The organism is Chlamydia sp. 12-01, assembly GCF_042234205.1.
Classification (GTDB): domain Bacteria; phylum Chlamydiota; class Chlamydiia; order Chlamydiales; family Chlamydiaceae; genus Chlamydia.
This window is the reverse complement of the sequence record NZ_CP114174.1, coordinates 188328-212063: the sequence shown is the minus strand read 5'-3', so window position 1 is coordinate 212063 and position 23736 is coordinate 188328. Positions and strand designations below refer to the sequence as shown.

The window sequence follows — 23736 nt, the reverse complement described above, 5'->3', positions numbered from 1 at the left end:
CGGATACAGTTGATGAAAATCAACCGGTAACTATTACAAAAATTGCCAAGTTGCAAAGGATGGGGATTGAAGAGCTAAATGTATTAGCTCGTCAATATGGAGTGAAGAACATCGGGTCTCTTACTAAATCTCAAGTAGTATTTGAGATTGTTAAAGCGAAGTCTGAGCGTTCAGATGAGCTTTTGATTGGGGAAGGAGTTTTAGAGGTTCTCCCCGACGGGTTTGGTTTTTTAAGATCTCCTACTTATAACTATCTTCCTTCTGCTGAAGATATTTACGTTTCCCCAGCTCAGATCCGCAGATTTGACCTAAAGAAGGGAGACACAATTATAGGTACAATACGTTCTCCAAAAGAGAAGGAAAAGTATTTTGCCTTGCTAAAGGTAGATAAAATTAATGGATCTACCCCAGACAAAGCTAAGGAACGAGTTTTGTTTGAAAACCTCACTCCTCTATATCCTAATGAAAGAATTGTTATGGAAATGGGGAAAGAGCATCTTGCTGAAAGAGTTCTAGATCTCACAGCTCCCATTGGGAAGGGTCAAAGAGGACTTATTGTAGCTCCTCCACGTTCCGGGAAGACTGTTATCTTACAAAGCATAGCACATGCTATAGCTGTCAATAATCCAGATATTGTTTTAATTGTTTTGCTTATCGACGAGCGTCCTGAAGAAGTTACTGATATGATTCGTCAGGTACGTGGTGAGGTTGTTGCCTCTACATTTGATGAGCAGCCTGAGAGACATATTCAAGTTGCGGAAATGGTTATAGAAAAGGCTCGACGTCTAGTTGAACACGGAAAGGATGTTGTTATCCTTCTCGATTCTATTACACGTTTAGCTCGAGCTTACAACACTGTACAACCGCATTCTGGAAAGATTTTGACAGGTGGTGTAGACGCTAGTGCTTTACATAAACCAAAGAGATTTTTTGGAGCCGCTAGAAATATTGAAGGCGGAGGATCATTAACTATTCTAGCTACTGCTTTGATCGATACCGGATCTCGAATGGATGAAGTGATTTTCGAAGAATTTAAGGGTACAGGAAATATGGAACTTGTACTTGATCGACGTCTTTCTGATCGAAGAACCTACCCTGCGATTGACCTCATTAAGAGTGGTACTAGAAAAGAAGAACTACTTTATCATCCTAGTGAGTTAGAAAAAGTCTATCTCTTCCGTCAAGCAATTGCTGATCTTACTGCTATTGATGCTATGCATCTGTTGTTAGGTAGATTAAAGAAGACGAATAGCAACGCAGAATTTCTACTTTCCTTAAAAGAATAAATTACAAGATCACCTTGTTTCTGTTTTATTAAAATACCAGAAATAGTCAGTGAGAAGCCTACGGTCTTATTTATAAGACTGTAGACCTTGTTTTTCATGTGTACATTTTCTAATCACATCTTACGATTTGGAAGATCTCGGAATGATTGATCTTTTTATCAATTAAAAGGTTTTATAAACTTTTTGTCATGTTGACGGAAGAGTTAGCTCTACTGACGTATTGGCAGAAAGGTAGAAACCTTAGGATGTTCTGTTTAGTTTCAGCTTTATTTATTTACCGATGAGAATTTCTGGGAAGATAATCAAAGAAATCTCTTTTTCGGTGAGATATTTTCCTTGAATTACCTTTTCTAAGATTTTCTGAGCCTGATGGTAATACGTATTGAGTTTTGCAACCTGTAAAGAAACCTCAGCAGGACTGTAGATCCCTAAGTATTCTTTTCTTTGAAAGATTGCCACAGTTAAGGGAGGCTGGTTAATTACCTGTAGACCCTTAGTTAGGGGAATACCAAAAAATAAACGAATAAGCATATCCTTATGCTTATAATGAGAGTTTTTGTATTTTGTCAAAAAACGATGAGGATACCAGATAATGATGAGCTTTGAAGAAGAGCAGCTTCGTGATCATGCTGTGGGTAACCTATACCGCATAGGAGCAATAAGATTCGGTGATTTTAATTTATCAGATGGTCAAAAAACTCCTATTTATGTCGATATGCGTCTGGTTATCTCTTGTCCCGATGTCTTACAAACTATTGCTTCGTTGATTTGGCGTTTACGCCCTTCTTTTAATAGTAGCCTATTGTGTGGTGTTCCCTATACTGCCCTTGCTTTAGCTACATGTATATCACTAAAATATAACATTTCTATGGTGTTAAGAAGGAAAGAATTAAAATGCCCAAGTCAAGAAGATAGAATTAAGGTTGAAGGTTTGTTTTCTCCAGGACAGACATGCTTAGTAATTAATGATGTTATTGCTTCTGGGCGCTCAATTTTAGATACCGCTAAAGCTTTAGAGGATGAAGGTTTAAATATCCGAGAATCTTTGGTTTTTCTAGATAGACAAGTTGGTGGTGGAGATACCTTAAAAGACGCGGGAATAAAATTAAGATCCGTATTTACCCTAGAAGAACTCGTCAGAGCCCTACTTTCCAAATGTCAATTAAAAGAGGAAGACGCCGCTGTTGCCACAGCGCTTATAGAAACTTTTTAATAATTATTCATTTTTATTCTATTTAATAACAAAAGCTTGGTTTTTATTATTAAATTAATCTAATTATATTCTAGTTAGTTTGTGTAGCCTTTTTATTTGATTCTAATTTAAAATTGGGATTACAGAAGGCAGGGCAAATGATAGAAAACGATTTTCAGGGCTATCCCCCAAGTTATCAGGCTTCTCATTTTTATCGAGATAAGGTTGGTGTTGTTGTTTTGTGCGGCGGTGAAGGGAAGAGATTATCTCCTCTAACTTATTGGCGCTGTAAACCAACTGTATCGTTCGGAGGGAGGTACAAGCTTATTGATGTGCCAATCTCACATGCAATAGCTTCAGGATTTTCTAAGATTTTTGTGATAGGTCAATATCTTACCTACACACTACAGCAGCATCTTGTGAAGACATATTTCTATCATGGAGTACTTCAAGATCAGATACATCTTCTTGCTCCAGAGGGTAGAGATGGAAGTCAGATATGGTATCAAGGAACTGCTGATGCTATTCGTCAGAATCTCTTGTATTTAGAAGATACAGGGATAGAATATTTCCTAATTCTATCCGGAGATCAATTATACAATATGGATTTTCGTAAGGTTGTGGACTACGCTCTATCCGTGCAATCTGACATGGTAATAGTCGCACAACCTATTCAAGAAAAAGATGCCTCAAGAATGGGAGTTTTACAGATAGATAAAGATGCAAATCTCTTAGACTTTTACGAAAAACCTCAGGAAGAAGAGATTTTAAATCGGTTTCGGTTATCTTCCGAGGATTGTCGTAAGCATAGGCTGAATCCTCAATATGGAAATTTTTTAGGGAATATGGGGATCTACCTTTTCCGAAGGGACAGCCTATTTCAACTACTTCTAGAAGAACAGGGTGATGATTTTGGTAAGCATCTTATTCAAGCTCAAATGAAACGTGGATCGGTAAAGACATTCCTTTACGATGGCTATTGGACAGATATCGGAACGATTGAATCTTATTACGAAGCAAATATTGCTCTAACACAAAAACCTCAACCTCAAGTTCGGGGATTGAATTGTTATGACGATGGGGGAATGATTTATAGTAAGAATCATCATCTTCCCGGGACTATAGTTACAGATTCTATGATTTCCAGCTCATTACTTTGTGAAGGCTCTGTTATTGATTCTAGTAATGTATCCCACAGCGTTGTGGGAATTCGTGGTGTGATAGGAAAAAACTCTATTATCGATCATTCTATTGTTATGGGAAATGACCGTTATGGAAGTCCCCATCAAAATACTTTAGGTATTGGAGATAATTGTGAGATTTATAAAACAATAATCGATGAGAACTGTAGAATTGGTAATGGAGTAAAACTCACGAATATCCAAGGATATAGGGATTATGATTCTCCCGATGGGAAGCTAGTAGTTAGGGATGGGATTATTATTATTCCTCGAGGAACCAGAATTCCTGATAACTATACTTTCTGATAGGCGATTTTTATAATTAATAAAAATAGCCTGGAATGTTTTTATCCATCGAGATTTTAGCCGCATATCCAGTAAACTATTCCTATAGTGACAACGCACGGATCATCTTCCTTATGCAGATATACGCAATAGCGGATCTACACCTGGCTATCGGAGTTCCTGAAAAGACAATGGAAGTCTTCGGTGAACCCTGGATCTCCTATCATGAGAAAATCCGTGAAAGGTGGGAAGAGACAGTAACTTCTGAGGATATAGTATTACTTCCCGGAGATATTTCTTGGGCTATGCATATCGAAGAAGCAAAAGAAGATTTTGCTTTCATAGGTTCTCTCCCCGGAACTAAGTATATGATTCGTGGGAATCATGATTACTGGAGTTCCGCATCAGCAACTAAAATATCACGAATTCTTCCTGAAAATTTGCATTATCTATCGCAAGGTTTTTCTCTATTCCATCCTAGGAAAGCTATTGTGGGAGTAAGACTTTGGGATAGTCCTACAATACGTATAGCTCCCGAATCTTTCCAATCTCCTCTTCCAGAAAAAGAACGGCATTATAGTGAACGGGATGAGAAAATTTTCTCGAGAGAACTGGGGAGATTGCAAAGAGCTTTAGAAGCTGTTCCCAAGGATGTTGATCAGATTATTGTTATAACCCACTACCCACCTATCAGTAGCAATGGTACTCCAGGACCTGTATCACAAATGCTGGAAGCCGATGGAAGAGTATCGCATTGCTTATTTGGTCATATGCATAAAGTCCGCTCTCCTTTAGAAGGATTCGGAATCATTCGCAACATAGACTATAGGTTAGTTGCTGCTGATTATATAGATTTTATTCCCCAGGTTATAAAATGAAAATTCTTGCAGGTAAATACAAAGGGAAATCTTTAAAAACTTTTTCTAACCCCTCAGTACGTCCTACCTGTGGAGTCGTCAAAGAAGCAGTATTTAATATCTGCGCAGCTTATATCGAAGACGCTGTATTTTTAGATCTCTTTTCTGGAGTTGGATCTATAGGTTTTGAAGCTTTAAGTCGTGGAGCTTCTTCAGTGACTTTTGTAGATTCTTCCGCACAATCTGTACGTTTAATTCGGGCAAATAGCCAATTACTGAATCCTGAGCTACCGATTACAATCATAAAACAAGAAGCAAGATCTGCAATTCAGAGACTGACTAAAAAGGACATGTCCTTTGATCTCATTTACATAGACCCACCGTATAATCTTGAAAATCGTTATCTTGCAGCAATATTACACGATATTGTTTTAGGAGAGCTTTTAGATAAGCAAGGGTTACTATTCTTAGAAAACGCTTCTGTGGATCCCATTCTCATTGAAGGTTTAGTGCTAAAACATAGAAGAAAGCTAGGGGGAACATTTCTATCAGAATATGTCTTCGAAGACAGTTCTCATTAGTGCCGTAAAAAAATCCATAAAATTCTTAACATTAAACAGCTGGTATGTTTTCTGTTTTGATAAGTATCTTTATTAGCCCTTTGGCTATTCTTTCAAAAAGTTTTTATTCAAAGTTTATCTTGGAGAGCATACTGGATAAAATTTCTTTTGTAGAATATGATGCGAAAAATAAGTCTGGAATCCGAGGCGTGAGTTAGCGTGAAAATCAAGAATTCCTCAAAGCTATATTTCCTAGCTCTTTTGTGTTTCTTACCTTTGATTTTTCTAGGATGTTCTAGAGAAAAGAAGGAATTACTGGTAGGAAGAGATACTACTTGGTTTCCAAAACAATTTGGAATTTACACAGCGAATATTAACGCTTTTCTTAATGATCTTGTATCTGAGATTAACTACCGTGAGAATCTCAATATCAATATTGTGAATCAAGATTGGATTCACCTGTTTGAAAATCTTGATGATCAAAAGACAGCAGGAGCCTTCACATCGATTTTACCAACAGCAGAAATGCTAGATCATTATCAATTTTCTGATCCTATATTACTTACAGGACCTGTGCTTGTTGTTTCTGAGGGATCTCCTTATAAGTCTATACAAGATCTTCGAGGGAAGCTCATAGGAGTATATAAGTTCGATTCTTCAGTACTTGTAGGTCAAGATATTCCCGATGCTGTTTTAAGTCCTTATCAACATGTGCCTATAGCTTTAGAAGCTTTATCTTCTGGTTGTTATGATGCCTTATTGGCTCCTGTTATAGAAGTCACAGCTCTGATAGATACAGCATATAAAGGACGTTTAAAAATCATTTCCCAACCTTTAAATCAAGATGGTTTAAGGCTAGTAGTTCTTCGTGGTGAGAAGAATAACTTATTAGAAGGTTTTAATATGGGACTGGTAAAAAGTATGCGCTCTGGTAAATATCAGGCTATCAAACAGCAATACCGTCTTCCTTAGTTTGTTACGATTTTATTAAACTCTTTTTCTCTACATGCGGTGTGCTTTGAATAATAGTTGCCAGTGATTCTACCCATTGAAGAGATTGGTAAATAGCAGGTACACGCAAAGCTTGATACTTCCTATCTATAAGTATAGATATGTACTCTTTTTCTATTTCATAAAGAGTCTCTATGTGATCTGAGGTGAACCCAAAAGGCACGATGAGCACATATTTTTTATCTGTCTTTAATGTTATGCACATATCTTTTGTTGACGGTGTTAACCATTTCCCAGGACCAAATTTAGACTGATAACAAAGATGTGTTTCCATATTTGGTAATCTTTCAGAAATAGCTCTGAAGGATTTTTCACACTGCACGTTGTATGGATCGCCTTTGTTCACATATCTCATAGGGAGCCCATGAGCAGAAAATAATAGACAGCAGTCAGTTGTAGAGATATCGTGGGATTGTAAAAATTTCAGAATGTGATCAATCATACATGAAATGAATTCTGGGTGATTTCCAAAATGAGATACCCAAGAAATATTTAGTGACGGAAGTTGGTTGTGGATAAATCTTACAATACTTCCTGTAACGGCATAAGTAAAATGTGGAAATAGGGGAACACCAACAATTGGACGATCTCCAAAAGCTTTTAACTGTTGAATTGTGTGCTGGTGTGTATCAGGTAAATAGCGATGAAAAGTAATTACAGGAGCATCTAAATGCGACGATAAAGTTTCTGCAAGTGATTCTGTATCTTGATATATGGGGGAGAACCCTCCGATACAATTGTATTGGGGGAGAACCCTAGGCGTGCGTTTTTTAGCGATAAATGAAAATAAACGTTTGTGAATGAAAGAGGGAAGAAATCCCCCAGTAACATCACGATCTGTAAGTAATGAAGTTAGGAAAACTTCAATGTCATTGGAATGACGAGGACCGCCAAAATTTGCTAATAGATAAGCAGAAACCATAGTAACAAGCTTTATTATTTAATAATAGGAGCTATTGCATTAAAACGATTAGTTGCATAATTTCCCATAAAATTAAGATGAGTTTGTAAGATACATGAAGTTAAATAATGCTCTCCCAACTCTAGAAGCTTTATGTAAAAAAACACACCAAAAATTACGTCAATATCTTATCCGGCATAATCTATTATTGTTCGGATGTTTATTATTAATGGCTGTAGAACTAGGTGTATTTCTTTATTTCTTCCTATTTTCAGGGAAAACTATCGTCCCCGCTTTTTGCTTGGCGTGTTTCTTTTTAACCTTATTTGTTTGTCTCGTTGCACGTTTATACATATTATCAGGGAAACCAGACTTCTTTGAAGATCTAGCAACGAGTTACTTAAGGCATGCTCAAGCTCTATTTAAAGGGAAACAAAACGTTGTTGAAGAACAAACGCATTTAGCTTCCTCTGCGACAAAGCTCGCTATAGATCTACAGAATCAAGAATACTCTCTCTTATCCAGTATACTAGGTTTTCTTCCTCAACATGATTTTATGAGGAAATTTAGCTGTTTTTGCTTCTGGAAAGATTATTTTCTGTTTAGAGAATGTTTATTACAAAAATCTATAGATGCTTACATCAAGGTCGTACAATCCATTCCTGTAGATCTCGGAGCTCATGTATCCCTTGCCGACGCGTATGTCGCTCTTTCTGGACTCTATGCTGATCCAAGAAAGTATCCCGAATTTGATGCCAATTACTGGGTCCCTCCAGGAAGGTACGGAGAAGAAGTTCAAGAAAAATTTTTCACAACAGCTCAGCGTGCAATAGAGGAATTCAAAATTTTAAATGAATATGCTCCAGGTAATGCTTGGGTACATGCGCAGTTAGCTTATAGTTATCACGATTTACAGATGCCTTTAGAAGAAATTCAAGAATACGAAATGATTCTCAAATTAAAACCTGCTGATGTAGAAACTATGACTAAGCTAGGTATTCTCTATTTTCAACAGGGGATGAATGCTAAAGGTTTGCGTATATATGAAGAATTGAAAAAAAGAGATTACAAAAAATCAAGAAAACTAATTAAATTCTATGGAATAGAATACAATAGTTATTAATTTTTTCTTCTTATTCTTTATAATAGTTCCCCTAGTCTATAGAGTATCTTATTTATGAAAAGTATTGATATCAGTAATGATACGATAATGCGAAATAGTCTTTGTGACAGGATGAGTATTTCGTGGCGGGCACGTTTTTCCGTTCGTACCCGTTACGAAATAGCCAGTGCTGTGGCTATTTTTGGTCTCGTCCTAGCGTTATGTGGATCTGGAGCAGTTTATGTCGTTTTTACATCGTGTGCAATTTCTGAGATGTTCATTCAAGGATGTATTTCTTTAGGATTAATGCCCATTCCTGTGGCGATACTTTCTCTACTTCTGGGTATTTTGATTCTTCTCTATGGGCTTTATCTATTGCCACAGCAAAAAGAAGAGAAAACGATATTCGTTTCTTAATAGCATCCATTATATATAATTTGTCTTAAGAATATAGTGAGCATGTGATTAGCTTAACTTAAATTAAAGAGAGTAAAATGAAAAAACTTATAATAGCATTTTTATTATTAACTTCTTGTGCAACACAGCGTGTATTTAGCCTAGAAGCATCTTTTGATAGAATTTCTTGTTCAGCAGAAGGTGAGGAGGAAGAAGAAGGCGGATGTGAAGGAGGTTCTTGCTCTGGAGGAGAATGCTGGGAAGATTAGATAATTTATACACTGTTGTTCTCATGTTTTTAGTTGTTCTAGACATGAGAACAAAGTGTTTTTATTTGGAATATAAAAAGAGAATCAAATGAAAAAAATAATCTTAGCGTTGCTTTTATCTTCCTCATGTGTTTGTGAAACGTTTGTTTTTGCTGACGATAGTGATGATGTGAAAGTGATTGATAATAGTAGTTTGGAATGCGAATCTGAAACATATGAAACTTTAGATCAGGAAGTCATATTTTTAGACGGACATCCATACTACAAACACAAACCTATGCCGTATAGTGGGTAAAAACATTTTCTTTTCCAATTTCAGAAATGAGTCAGAAATGGCTTCTGAAGGGTATTCTTATTGAATAAATAAAGTCAGAAATATGAAAAATCTAACAGTTTAATTCACAAGATAATGCGGGGTTTATTTATTCCTGAAATAGAGAGAAACATATAATTAACATCTGGATCATCATAGTTTTTTAATTGCGCATTATTCTTATTTTTTCATACAGTTTATAGAAACCTTTATGCCAGTGTTGATTTTTCCCATGCTTTTAGTTTTTCTAGACATGGTGAAGGAGTGTTTTTATCTGGTGTATACAACAAGGAGAATACAAATGAAAAAATTAATCTTAGCGCTTCTTTTAGCTTCTTCATGTGCTTATGGAACAACTGTGTTTGCTGACGATAGTGATGATGTGAAGGTAAGTGAAAACGGCGATTCAGAAAATGAATCTGGAAGCGAAGGCGGAAACGAAAATTCTGGAACTCAAGAATAAGAGTTTTTCTCTTGTGTTGAGGAAACAGGGGAAGCCCCCTGTTTCTTGTTGTTAAGATAGTCCCTGACTACTCTGTAAAAAATATCTCCCACTTACCCATATTCAATTCAATATAGTTTAAAAATCACTGAGTATTGACCCATTCAATGTTCATAAAACTATCTATGTAGATTCTCTACAGATTTTTACCCCTCTATCGGTGTCTCAGCCTATTCTAGTAGTGTTATAGTCGTACTATCTATCCTGTGTATATATAAAAAATGAGATGTATTTATATGAGTAATCTTTTTTTTATTTTGAAATTCTTAAAAGAGGAATAAAGGCTCGTGGTATATTACAGAGATGGTTTCCTTCTGGATTAAAATTATTGCATTAATAAAGAGGATTATTTAAAACGTTTTCAAAAGGATTTTTCATTTTGTTTAAGATCAGATAAAGTAATGTTTTTAGGTTCTTTATTTGATTCACAGTTAATATACGTAATGTTTAATTCAAAAGACCTAAATTAGATCGCATTTTAACGTTTAGGAATGAAGAAACAGAGAAAATCAACAATTGGTAAAATATTTTACCCTCAATTTTCAGGACACACCGTTTTTACTTTGTTCTGATAGATAGATGTGTAGATTTGAAAAAAAAATTATCAGGTTTCTGCGATTAGGTAGTGTCTAAGGCAACGGAGTGAATGTCTAAAAATAGAAAATCTTTCTATAAATAAACTTAGGGTGCTTTTTTGCGCTATTTTAAAAAGTAAATAATTTTTTATCGTTTGATAGAACTCTGTTATCTCAAAATTTTTAGCTGCTTTTGTCAAGTTTTGCTATAATAATCAAGTGATAGAGTCTTGAAAAGCTTAAAGGCTGAAAGACATGTTTTTCAGGAACTGTCAGAGTGTAGTAGTCTTTGGCAGAGGATCTGTTTTATATGAATAAACGGTGTATAATAGACAAAATTTTAAAGTGTGTGGTTGTTGCCTCTTTAGTTTTGTTATACTGGTCATCTGATTTACTTGAGAAAGATATCAAGTTGATCAAAATGAATGTTCGAGATGTACAAGAAGACATCCAAGAACTACTGAGCCTCGTGAAGCAAAACAACGCCGCACGATCTTTGAATACAACATATCCTTCATCCCTATCTGTAACTACCTGTTGCAATTCTGTAGAAGTTGGAGATCCTCATTATCCTAATTTACTTTCTCCGGATCCTTATATGGAAAAGACCTTAGAGAATCTTGTAGGTGGTGATTTTGTTCCTAAAGGCATTTTACGTACGGCTCATGTAGGGAAACCTGACAATTTGAGTCCTTTCAATGGCTACGACTATATCGTGAAGTTATATGATTTATGTGTTCCTGGGTTAGCAAATGCCCATGTGGGGAAATATGAAGAATTTTCTCCTGGATTGGCTTTGAAAATAGAAGAACATAATGTTTCAGATGGCTCTGGAGATCGCGAATTTCATATTTATTTGCGCCCTAATGTGTTCTGGGTGCCTATAGACCCAACACGTTTTCCTAAACATGTGCAACTGGCTGATGATTTTATGCAGCCTCACCCTGTAACAGCACACGATTTCAAATTTTACTATGATGCAGTGATGAATCCCTACATTGCAGAAATGCGTGCTGTGGCTTTGCGTTCATATTTTGAAGATATTGTCTCAATCACTGTAGAAGATGATTTAAAATTTGTAGTTCGTTGGAAAGCGCACACCCTTGTAAATGAAGAAGGGAAAGAAGAAAGAAAAGTTCTATATTCTGCTTTCTCTAATACTCTATGTTTACAACCTTTACCGCGCTTTGTGTATCAGTATTTTGCAAATGGTGAAAAGATCATCAAAGATGATTCTGATCCCGATATTTACCGTAAAGATTCCGTTTGGGCTCAGAATTTCTCCACACACTGGTCAATGAACTATCTTGTTAGCTGCGGAGCCTTTTACTTTTCCGGTATGGATGACGAAAAGCTCATTTTTACGAGAAATCCCAACCATTATAATCTTAGGGAAGCCCTGGTTGAGAAACGTTATGTCTATATTAAGGATAATTCAGATTCTTTATTCCAAGATTTCAAAGCAGGAAAACTCGATTTAGCCTATCTACCTCCGAATCATGTGGATAATCTAGTAAGTTTTATGAAAACCCCAGCCTATAAGAATCAAGCTTCTAAAGGTGAAGCCATTCGTGAAATGATCTATCCAGATCGTTCTTATGCTTATATCGGCTGGAATTGTTACTCATTATTTTTTGAAAATCGTCAAGTGCGACGTGCTATGAACATGCTCATAGATCGTGATAGGATTATAGAAGAATGCCTAGATGGTCGTGCCCATGTGATCAGCGGTCCCTTCTCACCTTTTTCTCCTTCCTATAATCAAAAAGTAGAGGGATGGCATTATTCTCCAGAAGAAGCTGCTCGTATATTAGAAGAAGAGGGTTGGATAGACACTGATGGTGATGGTATTCGAGAAAAAGTCATAGACGGAGCTGTCATTCCTTTTCGTTTCCGTTTATGTTATTATGTCAAAAGTATCACAGGCCGTACTATTGCAGAATACGTAGCTACTGTCTGTAAAGAGATAGGCATTGAGTGTAGCTTATTAGGATTAGATACCGCCGACCTTTCTCAAGCATTTGAAGAAAAGAATTTCGACGCTCTGCTTACCGGCTGGTGTCTAGGATCTCCTCCAGAGGATCCTCGAGCTCTTTGGCATTCCGAGGGTGCAATGGAAAAAGGATCCGCTAATGTCGTTGGTTTCCATAATCCTGAAGCCGATAAAATCATAGATCAACTTAGCTATGAATACGATGCGGGTAAACGTGTAGATTTATACCATCGTTTCCACGAAGTTATTCATGAAGAATCTCCCTATGCCTTCCTATTTTCTCGCACCTTTTCTTTACTCTATAAAGATTACGTGAAAAACGTCTTTGTCCCTAAACAGAGAACAGATTTGATACCTGATGCTCAAGACGAAATGGTTAATCTTCATATGGTTTGGCTAGACAGGAAGGAGGAAGAGTGTTCAAGTATATCTTAAAACGTTTGATATTGATTCCTCTGACGCTTTTTGCAATTGTTTCGATTAATTTCATCATATTGAATGCTGCTCCAGGAGATGTTGTTGAGGATCAATCCGTCGATGCTCATGGAGACGCAGGAAGATCAGATAAAATTCGCACGTACAAAGGCCCAGACCGCTATTTACAGTTCCGAGAATATTACGGTTTGACTCTGCCTATTTTCTTTAATACCCGTCCTAGCATGTCACATGCTAAAGTGAAAACAGGGATTCAGGAAATAATCGATAACTTTCAGAATAAAAAATCTAACAAGCAATCATTTTCTAAGCTAAAGATTTACTGGGGTGATCGTGCAAAATTTATTTTGCCAGCACTATTATTTGAAGCTAGTGATAGTACGAAAGATCCTTCTTATCGTCATGTTGCTGCAGACCTATTTATTCGTGGTGCTATTCGTCAGGGAATTGTAGGCTCGGGATTATCTTCTGAACAATATGCATATAATGAGAAAGTTTCTAAAAACAATGTCTTACTTGTAAAATTACTCTCTGAAGACAATATAGGAATTAAGGTTGAAGCTTTAAAAGAGTGGTTTCGTAAAGAGGGAGGAATGGAAGCCTTCCCTTATAAATGTTTCTCATGGAAGACATTTTTCTTAGAAACTCGCTTTGCCCGTTATATGTCGCGTGTTTTGCATTTGGATTTTGGAACTTTACGTAATGATCCTCATAAAACAGTAGTTTCCGAAGTTATTAAGCGACTGCGTTCATCATTAACTCTGTCGGTTCTTCCTATGATCTTGGTATTTATCTTATGCCAGGTGTTTGGAATGATTATGGCCTTAAATAGGAACCGATGGTTAGATCATACGTTGAATTTTATCTTCCTGTTTCTATTCTCTGTTCCTGTATTTGTCGCTGTTCCGTGGATTATTGATAATTTCGTTATTAATAAAACGATACCATTTACCTCTATCCCCATGCCGTATAGTGGGTTGAGATCTTCTCCAGAAATTTTTAACCAATTAAGTTCTTTTGGTAAGCTTTTAGATACTGTAACACACAGCTTCTTACCTTTTTGTGCTGTAAGCTATGGAGCGTTTGCTTCTCAATCACGATTAAGCAGATCCATATTTTTAGAAATCCTAGGGGAGGATTATATTTGTGCAGCACGAGCTCGTGGAGTATCTCGTTACGATATTCTTGTAAAGCATGTAGGGAAGAATGCGGCTTCCTCACTGATCACTTCTTTAGCGTCATCTTTGGGAGCGATATTGGGGGGTGCTCTAGTTGTAGAAACTTTGTTTGATATCGATGGCTTTGGAAGATTTTTCTATCAAGCTATTTTAAATCGTGATCACAATGTAGTGTTATTTTCTGTTCTCGTTGGATCTGCTTTATCTTTATTGGGCTATTTAATTGGAGATATTTGCTACGTGCTATTAGATCCTAGAGTACAGTTAGGAAAGAAGAGGGTTTAGAACTATGCAATCCCAGACCTCTTTCTACCGTAGATTTTTTCAGGCATATCATAAGAATTTCCTTGCTTCACTTTCATGGAAATTTGTCATAATTTTGTCTCTTATAGGTGTTTATGCACCTCTGTTCGCTAGTAGTAAGCCTATTTTAGTGAAATGGGAGGACTCATTATTTTTCCCCCTATTTAGGTATTTATGGTTTCCAGGTTTTTATACTAAGCCGATAGATCTTTTCTTTAATGTGTTCATGGTAACCCTGCCCTTTTTCTTTATGGGATGTAAATTCTCAAGGGGAAGTATTCGTAAGGGTATTATTGGAATCTTAGCTATTATCCAGATATCGGGCTTTATCTTTGTATATCGTGGAAATATTCAAGATCCTGCAGTAGATGAAAATCTTAAGAAATTACGTGCAGAGAAAATCCTTTCGCAAATTACCAATAGTAGATCAGAAACTGTAGTGTTACTCCCTAAAGATACGCGTACTTGGGAATTAGAAAAGATGTATATGAGTAAGTACGAGCAATTAGGAATTCTGATAAAGTCAAAATACCGTAAGTTGCAACATGAGAAATTACAGAGGTATTGTGTAGCTTATGAGGGGTATAGAGGATCACAAATCCCTACACTACATCACTCGCAGATGAAAAATGAACAAGTTTGTTTGGAGCGTCTACAGAGAAGATTACAAAAGTTGAGTACCTCTTACGAATCTTCTTTACAAACTTGGTATAGAGCGATCGATGAATACCGTCCTTTCCTTATGGCGCTTACTCGGGTTGAACATAATCTGAACCTAGCTTTATATAATAAAGATCATCATGAGAGTTTGCGCTCAGCATATTCTTCGATAGAAGAAGAAGCAGAACCGTTTCGAAAACACCTAGTAAGTACGCGTCAAGTCCTTGAGGAGTATAGTAAGATCCATAGCGCAATTAACTTTATTCAGGATAAGCGTACGTGGATTACTACAGAGTCCGAGAAATTACATATTCTTATCAGCCCATTATTCACTACATTTCATTGGGAAGATGATGCAGGTGGTTCTCGTGAGATGAATAAATATGTACGTTGGTGGCAGCTCACACGCATCAATCGTAAAGATCTCCTAGCCTCTTTAATTTTCGGTATTCGTATAGCCTTAGTTGTCGGAGGAATTTCCGTTGCTATTGCATTATTTATTGGTACGATTATCGGCCTGTTTTCTGGATATTTTGGAGGAACTACAGACATGGTTCTTTCTAGATTCACCGAAATTTGGGAAACCATGCCCATGTTATTCATTTTGATGCTTGTTGTCTCAATAACGCAGCAAAAATCCTTAATCCTTGATACAATATTACTCGGTTGTTTTGGTTGGACAGGATTTAGCAGATACATCAGGATAGAAACTCTAAAACAGCGCAATATGTCCTACGTGTTAGCTGCGACGAATATGTGCTATAGCCATTATCATATTATGGTACACCAGATACTTCCCAATGCAATCGTACCTATTATTTCCCTATTACCATTTTCTATGATGGCAATGATTAGTTGTGAAGCGGGATTAACATTTTTAGGTCTTGGTGAGGAAAGTTCTGCATCTTGGGGAAATCTTATGAAAGAAGGTGTTACCGCCTTCCCCTCAGAAAGCGCTATTCTTTGGCCTCCAGCTATCATGCTTACAGCACTACTCATTGCTATAGCATTAATAGGGGATGGTATTCGCGATGCTTTGGATCCTAAGTTACAAGATTAACTTAATAATTCTTCGAAGTTAAGAAGGATGTTTTGGATTTGTTCCCCTGCGCAGTAATGGCGTTCGCCATTACTTCCAATGACCCTATGACAAGGGAAAAATAGAAGAAAAGGGTTATTTTTACACGCTGATCCTACAGTGCGTGGATGTGTATCCGTTTCTCTAGCAATCTCCCCATATGTGCGTGTTTGTCCAAAAGGGATTTTTGCAACACAATCGAGTATTATTTTTTGTTGTTCAGATAAAACGGATGTATCGATGTAAGAAGAGCGTGGGATATTTAGTTTTTGTGAATATTTGGCGCACAATAAAACAATTTCTTCCATAGCCTTGTGTGATCCCGGACCAAGAAATAAACAGCAAAAAACAGGAGCTAAAGAGAGTTGCGTTTTTACAACAGCGTTGTTTTGGAAATGAACGATGACCTGTAGAGGAGGATATTTAGCTATCTGCAAGCCTTGGGAGCAGGCTTGCGATAGAGAGAATTTAGAATCGTCAGAAACTAAGTAAAGATTCTCGGACATGGAAACAAACTATATTATCCCGCATTGTTAAGTCTCTCAAACTTTGTTTTTGAGACTAGGCGTCCACGATGATACCACTCACATTTATAGACACCGGCAGCGTAGATTTTTCTCATACCATGAGGGAAATTATTTCTCCAAGACACTTCTTCTGCGATAACTTCGTCTTCGTTATAGCGTAATTCACATCCTTCCTTGGATCCTTTTACAAAAGGAATCTCAGCAGCCTTACAACCGTTTTTAAATACTGTTGTAGTTCCATCTTGGTATCCGTGTCGCCATTCTTCAATAGTACTAGGAATCCCTCCAGGGAGATAGGTTAAACGTAATCCATGAGGTTGGCCATTAATATAATGAGTGATAGTTTCAGGATCTCTAGTTGCATAGAAGGTGGTTCGTTTCACCATAACGCCATCATTGAAGGCTTCTTCAGAAAGAAGGACATTATTTGGAGAGAAGTTAGACCGTATACCTTCTCCGTTGCGAATTGTAGATGTATATTTCCCATTAAATGAAGAATAGCTCCCCTCAAGTACGCGACCTTGGTAGGTAGTCTCAGTAAAATAAGGCTCAGTAATAGTATCGTTATTTTTATTATCCGGCCAACGGGTAACAATAAGAGATCCATCTTCTTGGAATACTTCTTCTTGAGAAGGGAGACCATTAGAAAAGAATGTCTTATAGGAAACGAGTCTTCCCTGATCATAAGTTTTTATTACAGCAAGAGTTGTAGAATGAGGGAATGTTAGCGTGATTTCTCCATGAAGCAGACCCTGAACATAAATTTCATAAAGAGTGGATCCGTCCTTTAAAACTTTGGTAATTGTTCCATCACAACCCCGTTTTACCCAATCTCTTCCTGATACGATAATTCCATAGTTATTACGGAAGGTTTCCTTCATAACCGAGGAATCTTGTTTCAGAGCTGACCCATAGGCAAAGCATGAGAAAGAGAGTGCGCAAACGCAAAAAAGCAGATGTTTCATGAATCGATCGTTCCTTTTGTATCGTTTATTTGTGCATTAAGCATAGCAAGTAAACGCTCATGTTCTTCTTCTATTTCTTGGTTAGATAATGTTCTTTCCTTGTCTTGGAATACAAGGCGTAGGGAAACATTTTTATTCTGAGTAGTAGGGTTCTTATTTTGATATATACTGATAATGGAAACACTTTCAAGCCATTTAGAATGGAAACTTAAAAGTTTCTTCCGTAAAGAATCTGCTGGTACAGATTCATGAACTGTAAGTGTTATATCCCTGAATGAAGAAGGATAAATAGGATAAGGTTTATATAGGTATAGGGATTTCTTTTGTGTATGTAAAAGAGAATCTAAAGAGAGTTCAGCAAAAAATACAGAATGTTTGATCTGAGCTTTCTTACATAACTGTGGATGTAGTGTTCCGAATCGTCCTAGCACATGTTTATGAAGATAAATCTGTGCTTGTTGGTAAGGATGGAAATTCGCACATTCACTGGGTTGAATCGTATAGGCCTGCGAAGGAACGTGTAGGTGGTGAAATAGTTTTTCAAGCCATCCTTTTATCGAATAAAATGATAAAGGGCGTTCATGAGATATCCAAGATAACTCTTCTGCCTGTCCTGATAAAATGATTCCTAAACTTTGTGTTTCTTGATATTTCGAATCCCTCTTTGTATAAACCGTTCCTAGCTCAAAAGCGTGTACATAAGATGCTTGCCTATTGAGATTCGTTGCTGTACTTTTTAATAATCCAGGGAGTAAGGAATCTCGCAATACAGTAGCTTGCTTAGAGCCTTGCAAAGAGATATAGTCAATTTCTTCTCTATTTAACGCTGCTGTTTCTATATCTAAAAGATCACAAGTGAAAAACTGTTGTAGTCCTGAGTTTGCTAAGAAATCCACAATCTCTCGTTTAAGAGAATACATGGGACTATAAATAACAGGGGTTCTCTTATTTTCTATTTTCCATGGCTGTGTTCTACAGACTTCTTCAACAAGATCGATTTCTTCACGAATGTCATGGCGATACGAAGGGACATTCACTGATAAAATAGCGTTTTCTTTAGAAGTAATGTTAAACCCTAAGGAAGTCAGTTCCTCGCTTATTTGAGAAGCATTCAGAGGTGTTCCAAGGATCTTCCCTACGAGTTCTGTACGTAAAGATAAAGTAGGAGCTTGAGGTGCAGAACCTAAAACATGGATGGGGGATACCTTAGCATTAGGGAAAAGCTTTAGTATATAATGAATAGTTGCGTAAAGCGATGGCAAAACATTATTTGGATCAATACCTCTTGTAAAACGGTATGCAGCTTCAGAATGTAGGGGAATGTGTGTTTGTGAAGCACGTATAGCTTTCGGAAGGAAATACGCAGCTTCTAAGATAATCTCTGTTGTTGACTCATTGAATGAGGAATCTAAACTCCCCATAACACCTGCCAAGCCTACCGTGTGGTCTTTATCACAGATAATAGCTGTTCCCTGAGGGACATGTACTTCTTCGTTATTTAGAAGTTTTAAGGACTCATCTTTTGGTGCTTTTTGTACATGCAAAGAATTGATATCTACGGCTCTAGCATCATAAACATGAAGGGGCTGTCCTAACGACAACATGATGTAATTAGTGATGTCTATAATAGAATTAATAGATTTTTGTTTGAGTTCTCCGAGAGCATTTTGCAGTTCTTGAGGAGAAGTTTCAGCAGATACTCCAGAGATTTTTACACAGTAAAAGATGGGGCAAAGATTTTGATCTTGTGATGAACTTTCTTTTGTAGTTGTTTCTAGGGGAGTAAATACAAATTCTGGGGGTAGAACAAGATCTACGTTTGTTATGTGGGTAATTTCTCTAGCAAGACCTAAAAGTGAGGCGCAGTGACCTAGATTAGGAGTTAAGGAACATTCGATAAATGTATCGGCAAGAAGTGCGCATGCGCTCTCTCCTAAAGGTGTATTTTGAGGGAATTCGAAGAGTCCTCTTTCGGTTGTTTGTAGATGAGCAAATCCTAATTCATCTGCGCCACAACACATGCCTTGAGATTCTACACCACGGAGTTTAGATTTTTTTATTGTATAGGCGTTGCCTTTGTGATCGTGAAGTTTTGCTCCCGGAAGAGCTAAAGGAACTATGATATCGGGGCGGCAGTTGGGAGCTCCACAAACTATTTGGTGTTCTTGTTGTCCATCAAAAAGGGTGGCAACTACGAGTTTATCTGCATTAGGGTGGGGAACTGTCTTTAACACTTTTGCCGTGATGATGGAGGAAAATGAGCATGTAAGAAGTGTTTCTATTTCAGTTTCTATTCCTATACGATCACAAGCTTCTATAATTTGTTTTATAGGTAAAGGAGAAGAAAAAAATCTTTGTAATGAGGATAAAGAAACTCGCATGGATATTAAAGATGAGACGTTTTTATGACAGATTTTACGAGGAGGAGTGTATAGTGGCAAGTATTTTAATATTCAGAGAGAAACTCAGCTTTAGGAGTAATCTTTAATGGCCTTGCAAAAAACTACCCGATGGCTGTGGCAAGCATTAGTTTTAAGTGCGGTGTTAAATATTGTTTTCTTACTTTTATTTTACTTAACTATCTTTCGAAAGGATATTTATAAACTACGTTTATTTTCTGGTCCTTTAGTGGCTAAGAGTTGTCGAGTAAAGTATATTCCCGAAGATTTCTTAGAGAATTTAGCAGAAGCTTCTCTTGAAGAATTGTATCGTTTATTGGATGAAGATCATTTACTTTATGGACGTCCACTAAAGTTATGGGCATTAAGTGTGGCTATTCATACTTATGATGTAGATGTAGGCAGTGCGCTTTCTCATCCTCTGACATTCACGCAATTGCGTAGCAAGGGGAAAACCTGGTTATTACCGAACATTAACGAGAGAGAGTATAGTTTAATACGTCGTTATTTATCTCGAGAACGTTATCCTTTTACTTCTCGGGGTTTGTTTGTTTCTATCTCTAAAAATTTAGAGCAGGGTGTTGTTGACGAAGATTGTCTATATCATTTTTGTCACACTCCAGAATTTCTTTATTTACGTACTTTACTTTGTGGTGCTGATGAGCAAGTGGCTTCTATTGCTTCTTTAGCAAGAATGATAATACGTAATGAAGAGCAGATATTTTTTTCCCTATGTAATGAGCATAACCGTGCTACAGCAATTTCTGATCAACAACGACAGAAAATTTTATCCACCTATATGAGTTTAGGAGAGCCTTTAGCAGCTTTGTTATTACTCGTTCATGATGAAGATTGGGTACTTCATGAGTTTACAGACGAAGCTTTAAAGACCTTTATCAATCTTCTTCCTAAAGACTCTCTCTATAGTCAGAATTTTATTTCTCGTATCACGTCAACACCACGTTCTTTCATTGCTAATGACGTAAGTATGGAAGTGCCCGTTATGGATTCTCAAGAGCCCGTTTACGAAGATTATATTGTGAAAGACGGGGATTCTTTATGGCTGATAGCACGTCGTTTTGGAGTGACTATCGAAGAGATTATGCGTGTGAATCACATGAGTCATCATCGTCTGTTCCCGGGGAAACATCTAAAGCTTCCTCCAAAGTCGTCATAGGAACAAGATCAATTCCTCCTGGATGCCAGGGTCCACATTTTCCTATTCTTTTGATTGTTAATCCAAGGCCTTTAATACATCCGTGATGTTTTAAAGCCTGAAGAGCATATTGTGAGCATGTAGGAAAAAATCTACATGGGTTCCCTAACAAAGGGGAAATTGTCCATCTATAGATATGGATAAGACCACAACATAGATGCATGGGTAGGTTTTTAGTAAGTAGTTTAAATGACATTGAATACGTCTTTAAGTAGAGCGACGGAAACTTCTAGCATGATCAACCAGATGATGGTCCATTCTAACGAGGAAGAGTGCTGATGATTAAGTTGATCATTTAAGATTTCCAATACATCTCCAAGAATTGTTAGTCTATGGTTGAGAACATTAATTCGAGCGTTAATATCTAAGCAGTTGAGAACGTCAATATAAATGGGTTGTGTTTGTGGATGGTCCCAGAAAAAGTCTGGTTCATCGAGAATATCAGAATGAAGATTTACAGAGGCTTTATCTAAGAATAGTTTACCAATTTTTTTTGCAATAGCCTTCCTTGGCATAGAAATTTTCCCTTTAGTGGCTAGATCTTGAGGAAGGCGTTTAGAATCTTCAATAGTTTTATAGATAGTGGCTTCAAATATAGTGAGCTTTACCGACTGGGCAAGGCCAAAAGATATAGCTAATTTTGTATTGAGTTGTGAATCTGCTAGGATTAACCTATCCCTACGTATTTGAAGTTTTTCTCCGTAATGGAAGTTGTAACAATCGATTTCTGGTTGGGGGAGAATTTCTGGAGAAGCTGTAACAATAGATTGAAGGACTTTGATTTCTTCGAACTCTTCCCATCCCCAAAACACAGCAACCCCAAAGGGGAAAAACACGGCAATCTTGTCACATTCATCAGGATTTTCTGAAGATACTAAAACATATTCCCTAGATAAGACTGTGGGGAAACGAGCTTTTAGTAAGTGAAAGAGCACGTGCAAGTTATAAGATGAAGCTGTGCAATGGGCAGTACAACGCATGATTCCTAAAAATTATTGTTAGAGCTTTTTCTAATGTACTCCATTTTTACTCAGTCGGAAACATTTTTTTTCTTGAGGTAAAGGGGATTTCCTAGCTAAGCTATTTTTTTTGCGGAAGTGGCGGAATTGGTATACGCGCTATCTTGAGGTGGTAGTGGAGCTTTCCTTAGGGGTTCGAGTCCCCTCTTTCGCAATGGAAGTTGCTCGAGGTCCTCTTCTTCTTGATTTCTTTATCTTGAATTTTCATAGTGGGCATAGTTTCAAGTTTGGGGTGTAAACCTTGCGGTTTCTTTCGGTTTTTTTCTTTATATTTTCATCCCTATTTTCGATAAGTCTCCCAGTATTTTCTGAGCACTATATCTCCGAGGATGAAAAATTTTATATAGATCGATTTAATTTTTCTGGAGAGTTTCCTGATATGGAAACTATGGAAATTCATGCGCAGAGAAAAAAGCGTGTGCATTTTGATGCTTCTGGAGAATTTCCAAAATTAGAATCTATTGTTTACAACGGATCATTCGGATTTTTACGAGCTAAATTGACGGGGAATTATCCTGAGCTCACTTCTTTAGTGTTTGCTTGTTCATCATGTAAGATGGATTTAGATTTCCGAGGGAAGTGGAGACAAAATACTACTATTTCTGTGAGTAATGAATCGGAACCCCTTACATTAACTTTTCCGAAGGATGTGGGTGTGATTGTACATACGAAAGTATCTACTAAGGGGAAGGTAATTTTAGAGGGAGATTTTGAAAAACGAGGTCGTGGAATTTGGAATAAAACGTATCACAATTCTTTAGTGGGTATAGCACCCATCACCTTAGTCTTTGAAGTGCGTAGTGGCTCCGGAGGAACGATTACTCTCCGGTAATTTCTTATTCTTATCTTCATGGATTGTACTTTCAAACATTCTAATAATCTTTTCTGAAAATTCTAAGTGAAAATCTGATAGATGTAAGAGATCTTGGAATCTTTTTGCCTGGACAAGTGCGTAGAGAACTTGTTCTTCTTCGTTTTCTATCATCACGGCATTTTCTTGGCCGTGTTCTAGACAAAATTTCAAACCTTTATAACGATAGAAGTTCGGAGAAATAATTGTCTTTTTACAACACGCACATGTTGAGGATAGGTCTAGGATCCCTTCATATTGTAAAAGTTTAAGTAAGAAAGTTGCTGAAAACATTTCAGGATTTTTACTTTCCGGTAAGCGATGTAGGAAGTTTAAAAATAAAGAAAAAAGCTCTTGAGATGGCTTTTCTTGCCATTGTGATTCTAGAATGCCCTTCGCCATTTTCCCTGCTGCTTGCAGTAAGGGAAGGGAAGATTTTATTTCTGAAAATGTATTTTTCACTTCCGCACAGATCAGTTTGCGCATTTTTGGCGGAGAGTAATCGAGACTATAGATCCCCAAGGACAAGGGAATAAGTGCTTCTCTGAAGTCGCAATAAATAGACTGACCTTGCTTTGCAAAGAATGTGAGCAGTCCCAGAGGAGAAAATATCGTAGTGACATAATGATTTTTCCCAAGAGGAAGGTTTTGCAATGCAATAGCTGGAGTGAGGGTGTGCATGT

General features: G+C 37.1%; 24 protein-coding genes and 1 tRNA gene. 17 read left to right on the top strand and 8 right to left on the bottom strand.

All coding sequences use genetic code 11. The annotated features are described in order from the left end of the window. Positions 1-59 precede the first annotated feature (59 nt). Positions 60-1286: a transcription termination factor Rho gene (gene rho, locus O1W69_RS00840; RefSeq protein WP_020345855.1), complete on the top strand. Its 1227-nt coding sequence runs from the start codon at positions 60-62 to the stop codon at positions 1284-1286. Between the two features lie 270 nt (positions 1287-1556). Here the strand turns inward: rho and O1W69_RS00835 are convergent, their stop codons facing one another. Then, positions 1557-1817 carry a hypothetical protein gene (locus O1W69_RS00835; protein ID WP_375793657.1) on the bottom strand — a complete coding sequence of 87 codons (261 nt, stop codon included), beginning with the start codon at positions 1815-1817 and terminating at the stop codon, positions 1557-1559. A gap of 61 nt (positions 1818-1878) precedes the next feature. Between O1W69_RS00835 and O1W69_RS00830 the strand changes: the two genes are divergently transcribed. The 5 genes from O1W69_RS00830 (at position 1879) to O1W69_RS00810 (ending at position 6333) form a co-directional block, all read left to right on the top strand. Continuing rightward, positions 1879-2499 carry an orotate phosphoribosyltransferase gene (locus O1W69_RS00830; protein ID WP_375793656.1) on the top strand — a complete coding sequence of 207 codons (621 nt, stop codon included), beginning with the start codon at positions 1879-1881 and terminating at the stop codon, positions 2497-2499. A gap of 137 nt (positions 2500-2636) precedes the next feature. Then, the gene (glgC, locus tag O1W69_RS00825; RefSeq protein WP_375793655.1) at positions 2637-3965 is read left to right on the top strand and encodes a glucose-1-phosphate adenylyltransferase; all 1329 of its coding nucleotides are present in this window, start codon (positions 2637-2639) and stop codon (positions 3963-3965) included. A gap of 113 nt (positions 3966-4078) precedes the next feature. Beyond that, positions 4079-4822 (top strand): metallophosphoesterase, encoded by a 744-nt coding sequence (locus tag O1W69_RS00820; RefSeq protein ID WP_375793975.1) that lies wholly within the window; start codon positions 4079-4081, stop codon positions 4820-4822. Further along, positions 4819-5382 carry a 16S rRNA (guanine(966)-N(2))-methyltransferase RsmD gene (rsmD, locus tag O1W69_RS00815; RefSeq protein WP_375793654.1) on the top strand — a complete coding sequence of 188 codons (564 nt, stop codon included), beginning with the start codon at positions 4819-4821 and terminating at the stop codon, positions 5380-5382. Before O1W69_RS00820 ends, rsmD begins: the two co-directional genes overlap by 4 nt. Before the next feature lie 198 nt (positions 5383-5580). Next, positions 5581-6333 (top strand): transporter substrate-binding domain-containing protein, encoded by a 753-nt coding sequence (locus O1W69_RS00810; RefSeq protein WP_375793653.1) that lies wholly within the window; start codon positions 5581-5583, stop codon positions 6331-6333. A 4-nt stretch (positions 6334-6337) separates the two neighbouring features. Here O1W69_RS00810 and hemH read toward each other — a convergent pair whose 3' ends face one another. Further along, positions 6338-7294, bottom strand: a complete 957-nt coding sequence (gene hemH, locus O1W69_RS00805) for a ferrochelatase (RefSeq protein WP_375793652.1) — start codon at positions 7292-7294, stop codon at positions 6338-6340. A gap of 94 nt (positions 7295-7388) precedes the next feature. Between hemH and O1W69_RS00800 the strand changes: the two genes are divergently transcribed. From O1W69_RS00800 to O1W69_RS00765, 8 genes are all read left to right on the top strand, one after another. Beyond that, positions 7389-8396, top strand: a complete 1008-nt coding sequence (locus O1W69_RS00800; RefSeq protein WP_375793651.1) for a tetratricopeptide repeat protein — start codon at positions 7389-7391, stop codon at positions 8394-8396. Between the two features lie 54 nt (positions 8397-8450). Beyond that, positions 8451-8792 (top strand): hypothetical protein, encoded by a 342-nt coding sequence (locus O1W69_RS00795; protein WP_375793650.1) that lies wholly within the window; start codon positions 8451-8453, stop codon positions 8790-8792. Positions 8793-8869: 77 nt separating this feature from the next. After that, on the top strand, positions 8870-9040 hold the full coding sequence (locus O1W69_RS00790; RefSeq protein WP_375793649.1) for a hypothetical protein: 171 nt from the start codon (positions 8870-8872) through the stop codon (positions 9038-9040). 88 nt (positions 9041-9128) lie between these two features. Beyond that, positions 9129-9335 (top strand): hypothetical protein, encoded by a 207-nt coding sequence (locus O1W69_RS00785; protein ID WP_375793648.1) that lies wholly within the window; start codon positions 9129-9131, stop codon positions 9333-9335. Positions 9336-9654: 319 nt separating this feature from the next. After that, positions 9655-9816, top strand: a complete 162-nt coding sequence (locus tag O1W69_RS00780) for a hypothetical protein (protein WP_375793647.1) — start codon at positions 9655-9657, stop codon at positions 9814-9816. Between the two features lie 924 nt (positions 9817-10740). Beyond that, positions 10741-12858: an ABC transporter substrate-binding protein gene (locus O1W69_RS00775; protein WP_375793646.1), complete on the top strand. Its 2118-nt coding sequence runs from the start codon at positions 10741-10743 to the stop codon at positions 12856-12858. Continuing rightward, on the top strand, positions 12840-14321 hold the full coding sequence (locus tag O1W69_RS00770) for an ABC transporter permease (RefSeq protein ID WP_375793645.1): 1482 nt from the start codon (positions 12840-12842) through the stop codon (positions 14319-14321). Before O1W69_RS00775 ends, O1W69_RS00770 begins: the two co-directional genes overlap by 19 nt. A gap of 4 nt (positions 14322-14325) precedes the next feature. After that, positions 14326-16059: an ABC transporter permease gene (locus O1W69_RS00765; RefSeq protein ID WP_375793644.1), complete on the top strand. Its 1734-nt coding sequence runs from the start codon at positions 14326-14328 to the stop codon at positions 16057-16059. Here the strand turns inward: O1W69_RS00765 and O1W69_RS00760 are convergent. Genes O1W69_RS00760 through pheT form a run of 3 tightly spaced genes read right to left on the bottom strand, consistent with a single transcriptional unit; the run spans position 16056 to position 19950 of the window. After that, positions 16056-16583: an MGMT family protein gene (locus O1W69_RS00760; protein ID WP_375793643.1), complete on the bottom strand. Its 528-nt coding sequence runs from the start codon at positions 16581-16583 to the stop codon at positions 16056-16058. The genes O1W69_RS00765 and O1W69_RS00760 overlap by 4 nt on opposite strands. A gap of 14 nt (positions 16584-16597) precedes the next feature. Beyond that, a complete protein-coding gene (locus tag O1W69_RS00755) occupies positions 16598-17569 on the bottom strand; it encodes a toxin-antitoxin system YwqK family antitoxin (protein ID WP_375793642.1) in 972 nt (323 codons plus the stop codon). Further along, on the bottom strand, positions 17566-19950 hold the full coding sequence (gene pheT, locus O1W69_RS00750) for a phenylalanine--tRNA ligase subunit beta (protein ID WP_375793974.1): 2385 nt from the start codon (positions 19948-19950) through the stop codon (positions 17566-17568). Before pheT ends, O1W69_RS00755 begins: the two co-directional genes overlap by 4 nt. Before the next feature lie 106 nt (positions 19951-20056). Between pheT and O1W69_RS00745 the strand changes: the two genes are divergently transcribed. Beyond that, positions 20057-21145: a LysM peptidoglycan-binding domain-containing protein gene (locus O1W69_RS00745; protein WP_375793641.1), complete on the top strand. Its 1089-nt coding sequence runs from the start codon at positions 20057-20059 to the stop codon at positions 21143-21145. On the opposite strand, the gene yidD is transcribed toward O1W69_RS00745, so the two are convergent. Together yidD and O1W69_RS00735 are read right to left on the bottom strand one after the other, a co-directional pair. Then, positions 21069-21380 carry a membrane protein insertion efficiency factor YidD gene (yidD, locus tag O1W69_RS00740; protein ID WP_375793640.1) on the bottom strand — a complete coding sequence of 104 codons (312 nt, stop codon included), beginning with the start codon at positions 21378-21380 and terminating at the stop codon, positions 21069-21071. The genes O1W69_RS00745 and yidD overlap by 77 nt on opposite strands. Next, complete coding sequence (locus O1W69_RS00735; protein ID WP_375793639.1) at positions 21370-22164, bottom strand: RMD1 family protein; 795 nt, start codon at positions 22162-22164, stop codon at positions 21370-21372. Before O1W69_RS00735 ends, yidD begins: the two co-directional genes overlap by 11 nt. A gap of 111 nt (positions 22165-22275) precedes the next feature. On the opposite strand from O1W69_RS00735, the gene O1W69_RS00730 reads away from it, so the two are divergent. Both O1W69_RS00730 and O1W69_RS00725 read left to right on the top strand, forming a co-directional pair. After that, a tRNA-Leu gene (locus tag O1W69_RS00730) sits at positions 22276-22357 on the top strand. 87 nt (positions 22358-22444) lie between these two features. After that, a complete protein-coding gene (locus O1W69_RS00725; RefSeq protein WP_375793638.1) occupies positions 22445-23035 on the top strand; it encodes a hypothetical protein in 591 nt (196 codons plus the stop codon). Here O1W69_RS00725 and recO read toward each other — a convergent pair. Continuing rightward, positions 22985-23734: a DNA repair protein RecO gene (recO, locus tag O1W69_RS00720; protein WP_375793637.1), complete on the bottom strand. Its 750-nt coding sequence runs from the start codon at positions 23732-23734 to the stop codon at positions 22985-22987. The genes O1W69_RS00725 and recO overlap by 51 nt on opposite strands. Positions 23735-23736 lie beyond the last annotated feature (2 nt).